We start from the raw sequence: 12,397 nt of genomic DNA, 5'->3' as shown, positions 1-12,397 counted from the left end.
TCTAGTTATTTATCCAGCTTTTAGAAAGTATTGAGCTTTTTATCCAGCTTTTACCCAAGAGCGCCGATTTGTTGACAGTTGACGGTTGACAGTCAACGGTTACGGCGGTTTGCATAACTATCAGGTACACAGGATTGTTTTCCCACTTCCGACTTCCCTGCTCCCTGCTCCCTGCTCCCTGCTCCCTAAAAACCCAGAACGAAAGTACCTAATTGAATTGCAAACCGCTGTAAGTTAACCATTTCCATTAAAGCTGTCAAACTAGAGGTAGCGATTTTTCCTGTGAGTGCTATGACCCTTGCCAAGAATTCAGAAGCCACTGCGGAAGTCAATGTAATGGCTGAGTCAGAAAGTATTATCATTCCACCATGTGATTTATGGAGTGATGAACCACCCTTGGAAAGCGATCGCCATCGAGATCAAATTGAGCTGTTACTCGCTTGCCTCAAGTGGTGGTGGCGAGAACGAAGCGACTTCTATGCTACAGGGAATCTCACTATCTATTTCAGTCCTGAGCATATTACCACCAGAGACTTTAGAGGACCCGACTTTTTTGTGGTTCTCGGTACGGAAAATCGACCCCGCAAAAGTTGGGTATTATGGGCAGAACAAGGAAAATATCCCAATGTGATAATTGAACTGCTCTCTAACAGTACAGCTAAAGTTGACAAGGGATTAAAGAAAATCCTCTACCAAGATACTTTCAGAACACCAGAATATTTCTGGTTTCACCCCGATACCCTCGATTTCCAGGGATTTCGCCTGATGGGAGGCCAGTATCAACCCCTCGACCCTAATACTCAGGGGTGGCTGTGGAGTCAGCAGTTGGAATTATTTTTAGGTGTGCATAATTCCCAGCTACGGTTTTTCAGTGGAGATCAGCAATTGGTACCAACACCAGACGAGAGAGCTCAAGCTGCTCAACAACAAGCTCAAACTGCTCAACAACAAGCTCAAGCTGCTCAACAACAAGCTCAAGCTGAACGGCAACAAGCTCAAGCTGAACGGCAACAAAGAGAACTAGCAGAAAAGCGGGTAGAGGAATTGCTAGCTAGACTCAAAGAGTTAGGTGATGACTCAGATGCATGATTCTCGTCATTGCTCTAGGTTAATTGCTAATTGTCAATTTATAGGACTTGTGGCCATGAGTGTAACAGAAATAAATTGTAAGGGCGCAAGGCTTGCGCCCATAAATTTTAAGTCCTTGCTCGTCTGTTTTTAGCAAGTGATAAGTATAGTTTTTTATAGTTTCTATTCAACAATTATCAAGGATCAACCCAGCGACCATCAGCTTTAATTAAATTAATCAATTCCTCTACTCCTTGATCTTCAGGTACCCTTTTAATTTCCTCCTTACCGCGATACAGAGAAATATAGCCAGCTTGCTTACCTACATAACCATAGTCAGCATCAGCCATTTCCCCAGGACCATTAACAATACACCCCATCACAGCAATATCTAAGCCAGCGAGATGTTTAGTAGCTTCCCGAACCTTATGCAGCACCTCCTCTAAATTAAATAAAGTACGACCACAGGACGGACAAGCCACATACTCCACCATAGTTTTCCGCAATCCCAGAGCTTGCAGAATACTGTAGCAAACAGGAATCTCTTTTTCTGGGGCTTCCGTAAGGGAGACACGAATCGTATCACCAATTCCCTCAGCTAGCAGAGTAGCAATACCAGCCGTAGACTTAATCCGTCCATATTCCCCATCCCCGGCTTCAGTAACACCTAAATGCAAAGGGTAATCCATCCCCAACTGATTCATCCGCCGTACCATTAAGCGATAGGCGGCTAGCATCACAGGTACCCGTGAAGCCTTCAGGGAGATCACCAAATTGCGGAAATCTAGGGATTCACAGATACGAATAAATTCCAGAGCAGATTCCACCATCCCTTCTGGGGTATCACCATAGGTAAACAGCATCCGTTCTGCTAGGGAACCGTGATTGACTCCGATGCGCATAGCTTTCCCTTGGTCACGGAGGGAAATGACTAGGGGTTCTAGGGTTTCCCGAATTTTTTCCCCAATTTCCTCAAATTCAGCTTCAGTGTATTCACTGCGATTGGCTTTGGGCTTTTCAAAGACATACAATCCTGGATTAATTCGCACCTTATCCACATGCTTGGCAACTTCCAGAGCAATTTTCATGCCATTGTGATGGACATCAGCTACTAGAGGCACCGGTTGATAGGTCGCTGCTAGTTTCTCTTTGATTTGGGCTAGAGCCTTAGCATGTGCCATACTCGGTACAGTGACACGGACAATCTCGCAACCAATCTCGTGCAAGCGGCGAATAGCAGCAACGGAACCATCGATATCTAAAGTATCTTCATTAATCATCGATTGCACCACCACCGGGTATCCCCCGCCAATAGTGACATTAGCCACTCTGACAGGGCGGGTTTGACGGCGGTGGATAGTAGTATCGAAAGCTGGTAGTGTAGCAGCCCTTTGAGGTGTGCTTAAAGTTTGCATAACCTGTTAATTGCTTGGCGTAGCGAGAATAGTAGGTTTTTGTATTTATTCTCTTAGGTTCCCATAGAATCAGGCGCTTTTGGCTTACGGGTGAGAGTTTTCTACTCAGGAAAGTCGGGAATCACCCACTTGGGAGGTTGAGATAGTTTCTTGAGCCGTGCTTCCTCTGCCAACTCCAACATTTTGTCCAATGAAGTATCGTTAATGAACTGGGATGCCTCAGCCAGGTATTGTTTATTGGGGCATTTGTCACCTAAGATACAACCGTTGATGCAGTCTTGGGCACAATTTACATTAACTTCCACAGTACTCTCCTTATGGTTATAGCTACTAATGACCACCCGGGCAAATTACATTCCTCATTGGCTAAAGTCATTGCTCTCAATTTGCGGTGCGACCCCGCGCTTTTTCAAAGCTAAGCGTGAACGCGCACCGTTACGTTTTTCAGGAGTCCCTTGTTTGTCTCAACTTGCTGTTCAAATTAAACTTTCTATATAATATATATAATAAAGGAATTTGTCTCTATGGTAGAGAGCATCTCAACGAACAACAATAATCACCCCAATCATACCCCCAAGCAGGATGATATTAATAAGGAGGATATTACTGAACCTGAACTCCCGAAACAGGAAAGCATTCAGCGTTATCAAGAAGTTATCTATGAGTTTTTTTTGAAGGGGGTAAAGGAAAATTATCCAGAAACCGTTTTTCTGGACTTTAAGCAATTGTTCATCTCTTGTGAAATGACGGCAAACCTAGAGGTAAATAAGGCATTATTAGAAATAATTTTACACAACGATTATCAAGTATTTGCTAATACATTTAAACGCTCATGCTATATAGTAATCAATAATTGGTATTCTCAACGAAACTTAAATTATATAACCAAATTAATCAAGAGTATTGACAATAGTAAAACTAAAACCAATAATAGCTTTTCTAAACTAGTTAACCGTCAGATCAATTGGCTAGTTATTTTTAGTAAGAGTGATGAATATAATCAACTAAAGCTTTTTAATGAAATCAATTCAAATGCCAAAAGAGGTTATTGGAGTTCTCGCTATGCGTCTTATTTATTAGTTCCTCAATATCTTGATCATAAAAATCCCATAGAACAGCGAAAAATTGCTATAGATATAGCCAATCAATTAACAGAAAAATTTACATTTGATTTAGCTAGGTATACAGTTCACTATAATTCCCCTGTCTTAAAACCTGAAGACACTTATAATCCGACAAATATAGGAAACGAAGTTATTGATATTATTAAAAAAATTGAATCTAAACAGCTATGGTCTAATTACAATTACCAAGCCCGTATTTTTGTCAAGCAAATTAAAAATCTAAATTATAGAGACTTTAAACAAAGTCTGAAAAAATATTTATTAATTTACGTACATAATCATAAATCCTTAGCCATCGTAAATACCAAAATTTCTCAAAAAATCGATCAACTCTACATTGACTATAACCAATCTACTATAACCCTCGACTTAATTCTGCGCACCTGCAGAAGATTAGTTGAGCTTTTTACGACTGAAGATAGCCAGGAACCATCTCCTCTATTTATTTTATTAACAACTCAAGAAGAACCGCTCACTCTTGTTAGTATTTTACTCAAAATTGTTTTAATTTGTAAGTACGTAAAAGCTCATCTAGACGTTTGTATTGCTAAAATAATTCGCTATTACGAAAACTCTCCAGAGCAAGAGTGTAAGTGGTTTATAAAGTTTTTAGAAATTTTCAATATTGTGATAGCAATTTACACTCAAAATATTCAATATAATCTCATTAAAATCGCAGAAAATCAGCCAGATAATCCCAGGGTTATTTCTTCGGAGAGCTATCGAGTATTTCCCCAATTAAAAGGGACTGACCTGCGTGGTACTAATCTTAGTGGTGCCGATTTACGTAATACGAAATTAAGGGCTGCTGACCTGCGTGGTGCTAATCTTAGTGGTGCCAATTTAAGTCAGGCTGACTTAAGCCTTGCCAAACTCAGTGGCGCTAACTTAAGTGGTGCTAATCTTAGTGGAGTCAAGTTAATCACAGCTGACATGAATAGTGCTGATTTGAGTAGTACCAACCTAAGCGGTGCTGATTTACGTCGTACTAATTTACAGCAAGCAAATTTAATAAATGCAAGTTTGAAGGAGAGTAATTTGCTTCATGCTGACTTACAAAATGCTGATTTGAACGATGCTAACCTCAGTGATGCTAGTCTGCAAAATGCCAAACTTAGTAGGGTCAACCTTAGTGGTGCTAACCTTAATAGGGCTGACTTACGTCATACTAAGCTCAATCATGCCAACTTCAGGGGTGCCAACTTGAAGCAAGCTAACCTAAACAAGGCTAACCTGTGTCAAGCCAACCTCTGTCAAGCCAAGCTAAACCATAGCAATCTCAATCACGTAAACTTAGATGGTGCTAACCTCACTCAGGCTCACCTGCGTGGTGCTTCTCTGAATTATGCCAGCTTAAGGAAGACTAACCTTAGCTATGCTCAATTAAGTCATGCTCAGTTGAGTTATGGAGACCTCAGTGGTAGTGAACTCAGTTATGCTCAACTGCGTCACGTCGATCTGACTAATGCTGACTTGAGTCAGACAAATATGATGGGTACTAACTTATTTGGTAGTAATCTTCATAAAGCCAATGTCCAAGGTGCTAAATTTTGGTACAACGCAGTTTTGCCCGATCAAATTAAACCTGAGCTAGAACAGCGAGGAGCTATATTTATTGTTAATGGTTAATTGTTAATGGTTAATTCTTAATTGACGAACCACTAAGAATGATTAAGTTTTCTAAGCATTCAGCTGAATGTTTAGAAATGAAAAGTATTCAGTCGGACACAATGCTACAGTGAAACTGTCTGATATTAATGAACCTGCTTTTGCGTTTGTGCTGCCATGAGTAATTCTGCTTCCGTTCTTGATGCAGTCGCTTATGGGGGAAACCCCCAAGACCGCGCTGCATCGCTAAACACCAGTAACTTTTGGGACTTTGATTTTACAGCCCCTCAACCGACCCAGGATACGGATTTGCTGAGGCAGCTGAATTTCGTTCCAGGGTTAAAAGAGATGCTCATGGTGCGTCAGGTTCATGCTCTAGAACACGCTACTGTCTGGGTTCTAAGTCAGCGCTATGGTGCTAGTGGTGCTGGTGCAAGCCGTATCACTCCTCCATCAGATAATAATTCTATAGGAGGACTATCAACTGACCAAGGATTTTATCTCTATGGTCAGGTAAATTTGGCTGACTTGAGACGAGCAGTACCCACTGCCCTAGAGCGACTGACTCGGGGAGAATGGGATATGGCTATCCACCCCCGGTGCGGCACGAATCTCTCAGTAGCAGTGTTTTTAGGTGCTGGACTGGGGTTGGCAGTTCATCTGTTACTGCCGCGAGGACCGATTGAACAACTCTTGGGTCTTGGCTTTGCAGCGGTAGCTGCTACTCAACTAACACCTGATTTGGGTAACTTAGCACAACGGTACTTAACTACTGCCATTCCTTTTAACCTGGCGATTGTAGACATTAGGGAAACATCTGATATCTGGGGACGTCCAGCCCATTTTGTCCAGATGCGATGGATTGACTAAGCTTGAATTGTTATTTGTGCTTAGTTAGATCAGTGCAAGAGAACCGACCGACTTATACCAATTCTTAAAAGTAGGACTAAGCATGCAGATGGTGAGATGGGGAGATGGGGAGATGGGGAGATGGGGAGATGGGGAGATTTTGATTCATGGTAATTATCCGGAAATAACATAAGATCCAAGCTTTAGATGCAAGCTTGACCACGAAAAAAAATCCCAAATTCAGACGTTATATATCTTACATATAACGTCTGAACTTTGTTTATTTATCCTGGCTGCGAGAACATTAACTGGTTAGGCAAAGGGAAGCTTTTCCAGTAGGGCGTCAGCTGACTGCTGATAGCTGTTCGCGGAGCGGTGGCACAGGCTTCTAGCCTGTGAGGTGGCACAGGCTTTGGCCTTGGCCAAAAGGCCACGCGGGGCGCGTTTGGCCACGCTGTGCGAACGACGCGCTTGAGGTAGCCCATAAGCTTACGGCTAGTTAAACTCTAGCGACCCAGTTTTGAAAAGACTGAGCTCAGTTTCTGAGTCCATCCCAAGCTCTGGGATTGACTAGGTTCTTCAACTTCCGGTTCACCATCTGGTGAATTGCCAGGGGAAATATAGCCTGCAGGAACCACCAACAACGTAATCCCGTGTCGGCCCACCACGGTCACTTGGTCATCAGGCATAAGGGTAACTTGGGAATCATGATCACATAAGCGGGCGGGCCAGTATGTGGCTTTAAATTTGACTCGCCCAGGCTTGGTCGGGGTAATGGTACGTTCTACTTTGCCAACGCCTGGTTGTGGAAATAGGATGGAATCAGGAGCCTGTACTTTAATCATTTGTGTGTTCACCTCGTTTGACTGATTATGTTATTTTCTTCAGCCTGCTTGGTACAAAACGTTTTAACCAGGGAAAATCTGGCAACGTCGGCTGAATGTGAAATTTTTGTGCCTGAAATGGCCATTAACCCGTGCCTAAGATAGGGTTTCAGTCAAGAGAGCATCAGTATTCTCCATTGATATAGGTATTTTTAGCTTCAACAGAAAATTCCGATCTTCCTGAAAATTAGCCTTAAATTCGGCAACGGAAACGTTTATTGATTACAGATTAGATACACTTCCCGGCATTCAACGAATGACAAAATTAACCATTCTTCCTCAGGAGAGTAAACACTTCAGGATTAGGGAAGTTAGAGAATTATAAACATTTTGTTAAAATCCACATCCTTTAAAAGTTTGGTAAGTGCACTACTGTATTAAGGTACTGTCCCTAAAACCCTGGAATAGGACAAATGCGTTCACTGATACACCCTGAAACGATTGAATAACGCTTTCAACCTAAACATGACCTAGAGTGATTATTTAAGGCTCAACCTAGATACAAGACCGCAGACGCAACTGACAAGTTGTAGATACATTGAAGAATAAGTAGATGCACTATGTATTCTTATTCTACGTGTGTAGCTAGGAATCTGCCACCCTAGAGTAAAAGCTTTTCATACTACAACAGACAATTTCTACGATAGGCAACTTCCTCCTGGAAGAATACCAGATTTTATTTAAAAATGTAACTTATCTGTTGGCGGCGGGAAACAAGCTGAAAAATTTCTCATCCCCAAGTCTACTATAAGTTTACATCTTTGATAGTAAATTGGTATAACAATACACAATTGATCATTTTCCCCTGACATCAAAACTATTAAATTATGCAAACTGTTAGTTTAATTCATGCTGATTCCTATAATAGACAACTCTTACGAGCTTCCTTGGAAAGGCTGCTAGAACCTTTGGGAGGGATGAGTGCTTTTGTTAAGAAAGGTAATTCGGTTCTGCTTAAACCTAATTTACTTACTGCTGGTCGTCCTGGTAAAGAATGTATCACTCGCCCTGAAATTGTTTACTGCGTCGCTCAACTAGTCAAAGAAGCTGGGGGTAAACCCTTTTTCGGAGATAGCCCAGCCTTTGGGAGTGCTAGGGGTGTGGCTAAGGCAAACGGCTATCTGCCAATGATGGCAGAACTTGATATCCCTATTGTCGAATTCCACGGCAAGGGTTATGAAACTGCTAGCGAAACCTTTAATCATCTGCGTTTGTCTAAAGAGGCCATGAATGCCGATGTGGTGATTAACCTACCGAAGGTAAAATCCCACATGCAGTTGACCCTGACCATGGGGGTAAAGAATTTATTCGGCTGTGTTCCCGGAAAAATGAAAGCCTGGTGGCATATGGAAGCAGGTAAGGATGAGACTCGCTTTGGGGAAATGCTGGTGGAAACAGCACGGGCGATTAATCCGCAGTTGACTATCATTGATGGCATTATTGGTCAGGAAGGGAATGGTCCGATTGGTGGTGAACCCAGACATTTAGGGATCTTAGGAGCATCGGAGGATGTCTTTGCTCTCGACCGCTCAATAGTGGAAATTCTAAATGTTGAACCAGCTCTGGTTCCTACCCTGGCAGCTCAAAAACGCCTGGGGTTGTTGCCAGACTTAGCAGAGATTGACTTTCCTTACCAAGGACCTCTAGAAATCCAAGTGAGGGATTGGAAACTACCTGATACTATGAAACCGATTGATTTTGGTATGCCTCGAGTAATTAAGTCTACGTTTAAGCATTTATATATCCGGCTTATCAAAGAACCAATTAATGCTTATGGTAAAAGCTAGACAGTTAGGGGTATTTGGTAAAATTTGCTACAACAGAATCCTAGACTAATCAAGTAACCTAGAGTTACCCTCCGATTGCTTAACCATCCCGCCCTATTGCTAGCGGCGGTTTTTTATTGATTAGTAATCAGTCATTGGTGAATACCAGAAAACTTGTTACTGACCACAAAGCACTCATCACTAATTATTAATTACTAATCACTAATCACTAAGGTGGTCATTGGTGAATACCAGAAAACTTGTTACTGGCCACAAAGCACTAATCACTAATCACTAATTAATAAGCTGGGCATTGGTGAATACCAGAAGGCATAGTCCAACTTTGTATAATTAATTACTCTATAACTCCACTATTGGTCAAGTCCAGCAAACAGTGATAGAGTTATTCGTTACTTTTAAGAGACCGAAGGTGACATTGAAAAAGTCAAACAGGCTGATGCCTCTAGGTTTGAGGAAGTTGCGATTAGCCCGAAGGGCGTTGGCTAGCGAACGCAGCCATGTATACTTTGAGCACTCAGCTATCAACCATCAGCAGTCACCCTCGGACGTTATGGCGACTTGGGAAGATCCAGTGGGGGATTCCCCCTTTGGTTACAATAATGACTATCTCTCGTTTATCTAAATTGGTGAGGACTCTGGCTACCTCACCTTTAATTGTGAATACATTAGTACTTTCGAGCTCCATATGATCCCATTTGCTTTGAAGCAGTACCCATTAACATAGAAGTGTCAAAACTTGGTAAACTAACACCTTTGGACAGCCATGTCAGAGCTTGCACTCTCTAAAACTATAGAGTCAATGGCAGTGGCAGCGCCACCCACTCAGGCCGACCTTCCCTGTGACGATGATATACCAATGGAAACCGCACGGCACAAAGCCCAAATGGATCTGCTCATTTATACCCTATCGCCTTGGCTAGACAATAGGTCAGATGGCTATGTCGGTGGCAATATGTTTGTTTACTACAGCGTTGCCCAACTCAAAAATAAGGACTATAAAGGACCAGATTTCTTTGTTGCTCTAGATGTACCCAAGGGAGAGCGTCGAAGCTGGGTGATTTGGGAGGAGGAAAAGGCTCCTGACGTGATTATCGAACTTTTGTCGGCAAGCACTGTTGAGCGTGACAAAAACGAGAAAAAGCAGATTTATCAAAATCAGATGCGTGTGCCAGAGTATTTCTGGTTTGATCCTTTCAATCCAGATGATTGGGCTGGATTTCATCTCCAAAATAGAGTTTACCAACCGATAGAACCTAATCAGCACAACCAACTGGTATCTGAAGCATTAGGTTTGAGCTTGGTGCGTTGGCATGGTTATTATAACCGCATCGAAGCAACTTGGTTACGCTGGGCAAATTTGGATGGGGAGTTACTGCCCACTTCTGAGGAAAAAGCCGAGCAAGAACGACAAAGAGCCGATCAACAACAACAAAGAGCTGAACAAGAACGGCAAAGAGCTGATCAAGAACGGCAAAGAGCTGATCAAGAACAACAAAGGGCTGAACAAGCGGAGTCTCAGTTGCAGCAGGTGGCGCAGAACTTGTTAGGGCAAGGGATGACGCTGGAGCAGGTGGCCAATCTAACCGGTCTGTCTCAATCTCAGGTGGCAGAATTTGGTAACTAATTGGTAACTAAAAGGAGGGTTTTTCTGGTTTTCTTTTCCCTTGGTGGGTGGGCGCACCCCCTGCGCCCCTACGGTGGTACTTTGATTGACCTGAGGGTCCAATTATCTCCCCTTTGTGCGATTGGCCGTAGGCCACGCGGGGCGCGTTCGCAAACCTTAATTTAGTACAAATGTACAAAATAAAAGAAAATTAAGAGAAAATCCGATCAGTGTTGGCAATCGAGATATGCGATGCTAAGCATTGAGCCGCGACGGGAACGCATTTACACTCCTGTCTATTGTGTTGGAATCGATCAGCAAGATCCAAATTAACGCTGACGGCTGATAGCTGATATCACCTCAAGTAGCATCTCAAGTAGCGCATTAGCTGACTTCTGAATGCTCAGCATCGTGAGACAATAGACCATTAGTTAAGAAAATGACTTCAGTGACACCTCAACCTGCCAAACATAAAAAAGCGAGAGCCTTAAAACCAAGTAGCCGACGCCCTGCCAAGGAACTGTGTAGCGAGTGTGGACTTTGTGATACATACTATATCCATTATGTCAAGGAAGCTTGTGCATTCTTAAACCAGCAAATAGCTGACTTGGAAACAAAAGCCCATGGACGTAGCCGCAATCTAGATCATCCAGATGATTGGTACTTTGGTGTTAACCAGAAGATGATCACGGCTAAGAAGATTAACCCCATAGAAGGGGCGCAGTGGACAGGAATTGTCAGTACCATTGCCATAGAAATGCTCAAGCAGGGTAAAGTTGAAGGTGTAGTCTGTGTCCAAAACACTAAAGAAGACCGTTTTCAGCCGATGCCGATCATTGCTCGTACCCCAGAGGAGGTGTTAGCAGCACGGGTGAATAAGCCTACCTTGTCTCCTAACCTCTCTGTGTTAGAGCAAGTGGAACAATCAGGGATGAAGCGATTATTAGTAATTGGTGTTGGCTGCCAAATCCAAGCATTGCGATCAGTGCAAAACGAACTCGGTTTAGAAAAACTCTATGTTTTAGGTACGCCCTGTGTCGATAATGTCAACCGTGAGGGGTTGCAAAAATTTCTAGAAACCACCAGCCGTTCACCAGAAACAGTGGTACATTACGAGTTTATGCAGGATTTCCGGATTCACTTTAAACATGAGGATGGCTCGATTGAGAAAGTACCGTTCTTTGGCTTAAAGACTAATCAACTCAAAGATGTGTTTGCCTCCTCTTGCATGAGTTGTTTTGACTATGTAAACTCCCTAGCGGATTTAGTGGTAGGTTACATGGGAGCTCCCTTTGGTTGGCAGTGGATTCTGGTTCGTAATGACATTGGGCAAGAATTGTTGGATTTGGTGCAAGACCAGTTGGAAACTCAACCAGTCATGTCAAAAGGCGATCGCAAACAGGCAGTGCAACAGAGTATTCCTGCCTATGACAAGGGAGTTACCTTACCGATGTGGGCAGCAAAAATGATGGGAGTGGTGATTGAAAAAATAGGTCCGAAAGGATTGGAGTATGCTCGTTTTTCTATTGACTCCCACTTCACCCGCAACTATTTATATTTAAAGCGCAATCATCCAGAAAAGTTAGAGGCACATGTGCCAGAGTATGCCAAGCGGATTGTAGAACAGTACAAGTTGCCAGACTAAAAACTGAGGGATTGGTGGGGTTCGGTAGGGTACGCGATCGCGTTCCTTCCAACTCAGCTACTGTCGAGAGAAATTATAGGTAATGGGTAATGGGTAATGGTGATGCTGATCAGCTAGCGATCGCAAAGGCTTGAGCTGAAATAAAAACAATAGCACCACCAACTCAATCACTAATGATCAATGACCAAGCTGACGGCTAAATGCTTAGGAAAAGTCAGCAATTACTGTTCATTGGACAGGAGATCAGGGAACTGTATAAATGTAGACCATTAGATTGGTCAGTATCATCACTTATACCAAATCCGAGTTAAATACCCCCTTTTTAATTCAGCCCGAAGAAGCTTGTACAGACATAGCATGCTACGTCTGTGCATTTCTATAGTCGCGACCTGAGGGAGATCGGAAGAGCAACCG

At 42.8% G+C, this 12,397-nt stretch carries 10 protein-coding genes; 7 read left to right on the top strand and 3 right to left on the bottom strand.

Features of this window, described 5'->3' with window-relative positions:
* Positions 1–85 precede the first annotated feature (85 nt).
* Positions 86–238 (top strand): hypothetical protein, encoded by a 153-nt coding sequence (locus tag F6J99_RS32295; RefSeq protein WP_293119140.1) that lies wholly within the window; start codon positions 86–88, stop codon positions 236–238.
* Positions 239–291: 53 nt separating this feature from the next.
* Positions 292–1,089 (top strand): Uma2 family endonuclease, encoded by a 798-nt coding sequence (locus tag F6J99_RS32290; RefSeq protein WP_293119138.1) that lies wholly within the window; start codon positions 292–294, stop codon positions 1,087–1,089.
* Between the two features lie 176 nt (positions 1,090–1,265).
* Here F6J99_RS32290 and ispG read toward each other — a convergent pair whose 3' ends face one another.
* Both ispG and F6J99_RS32280 read right to left on the bottom strand, forming a co-directional pair.
* On the bottom strand, positions 1,266–2,483 hold the full coding sequence (gene ispG, locus F6J99_RS32285; RefSeq protein WP_293119136.1) for a (E)-4-hydroxy-3-methylbut-2-enyl-diphosphate synthase: 1,218 nt from the start codon (positions 2,481–2,483) through the stop codon (positions 1,266–1,268).
* A 101-nt stretch (positions 2,484–2,584) separates the two neighbouring features.
* The gene (locus tag F6J99_RS32280; RefSeq protein ID WP_070396893.1) at positions 2,585–2,788 is read right to left on the bottom strand and encodes a hypothetical protein; all 204 of its coding nucleotides are present in this window, start codon (positions 2,786–2,788) and stop codon (positions 2,585–2,587) included.
* A gap of 219 nt (positions 2,789–3,007) precedes the next feature.
* Here F6J99_RS32280 and F6J99_RS32275 point away from each other — a divergent pair, with 219 nt between their 5' ends.
* Together F6J99_RS32275 and F6J99_RS32270 are read left to right on the top strand one after the other, a co-directional pair.
* Complete coding sequence (locus tag F6J99_RS32275; RefSeq protein ID WP_293119134.1) at positions 3,008–5,236, top strand: pentapeptide repeat-containing protein; 2,229 nt, start codon at positions 3,008–3,010, stop codon at positions 5,234–5,236.
* 156 nt (positions 5,237–5,392) lie between these two features.
* Positions 5,393–6,085, top strand: coding sequence for a DUF6391 domain-containing protein (locus F6J99_RS32270; protein ID WP_070394908.1), 693 nt, complete (start codon positions 5,393–5,395; stop codon positions 6,083–6,085).
* Between the two features lie 485 nt (positions 6,086–6,570).
* On the opposite strand, the gene F6J99_RS32265 is transcribed toward F6J99_RS32270, so the two are convergent.
* Positions 6,571–6,921 (bottom strand): NfeD family protein, encoded by a 351-nt coding sequence (locus F6J99_RS32265; RefSeq protein ID WP_149031195.1) that lies wholly within the window; start codon positions 6,919–6,921, stop codon positions 6,571–6,573.
* An 854-nt stretch (positions 6,922–7,775) separates the two neighbouring features.
* Between F6J99_RS32265 and F6J99_RS32260 the strand changes: the two genes are divergently transcribed.
* From F6J99_RS32260 to F6J99_RS32250, 3 genes are all read left to right on the top strand, one after another.
* Entirely contained in the window at positions 7,776–8,735 is a 960-nt protein-coding gene (locus F6J99_RS32260) for a DUF362 domain-containing protein (RefSeq protein WP_293119130.1), read from the top strand.
* Between the two features lie 763 nt (positions 8,736–9,498).
* A complete protein-coding gene (locus F6J99_RS32255; protein WP_293119128.1) occupies positions 9,499–10,359 on the top strand; it encodes a Uma2 family endonuclease in 861 nt (286 codons plus the stop codon).
* A gap of 418 nt (positions 10,360–10,777) precedes the next feature.
* The gene (locus F6J99_RS32250; protein ID WP_293119126.1) at positions 10,778–11,983 is read left to right on the top strand and encodes a Coenzyme F420 hydrogenase/dehydrogenase, beta subunit C-terminal domain; all 1,206 of its coding nucleotides are present in this window, start codon (positions 10,778–10,780) and stop codon (positions 11,981–11,983) included.
* Positions 11,984–12,397 lie beyond the last annotated feature (414 nt).

This window comes from Moorena sp. SIO4G3 (assembly GCF_010692305.1).
Lineage (GTDB): Bacteria > Cyanobacteriota > Cyanobacteriia > Cyanobacteriales > Coleofasciculaceae > Moorena > Moorena producens_A.
The sequence above is the reverse complement of the archived record's forward strand: the minus strand, read 5'-3'. Positions and strand labels throughout refer to the sequence as shown.

What these genes read in the sequence shown, in the direction of transcription:
- F6J99_RS32260 (WP_293119130.1), top strand. Translation starts at nt 7,776, where the DNA reads ATGCAAACTGTTAGTTTAATTCATGCTGATTCCTATAATAGACAACTC.
- F6J99_RS32270 (WP_070394908.1), top strand. Translation starts at nt 5,393, where the DNA reads ATGAGTAATTCTGCTTCCGTTCTTGATGCAGTCGCTTATGGGGGAAAC.
- F6J99_RS32275 (WP_293119134.1), top strand. Translation starts at nt 3,008, where the DNA reads ATGGTAGAGAGCATCTCAACGAACAACAATAATCACCCCAATCATACC.
- ispG (WP_293119136.1), bottom strand. Translation starts at nt 2,483, where the DNA reads ATGCAAACTTTAAGCACACCTCAAAGGGCTGCTACACTACCAGCTTTC.
- F6J99_RS32255 (WP_293119128.1), top strand. Translation starts at nt 9,499, where the DNA reads ATGTCAGAGCTTGCACTCTCTAAAACTATAGAGTCAATGGCAGTGGCA.
- F6J99_RS32290 (WP_293119138.1), top strand. Translation starts at nt 292, where the DNA reads ATGACCCTTGCCAAGAATTCAGAAGCCACTGCGGAAGTCAATGTAATG.
- F6J99_RS32250 (WP_293119126.1), top strand. Translation starts at nt 10,778, where the DNA reads ATGACTTCAGTGACACCTCAACCTGCCAAACATAAAAAAGCGAGAGCC.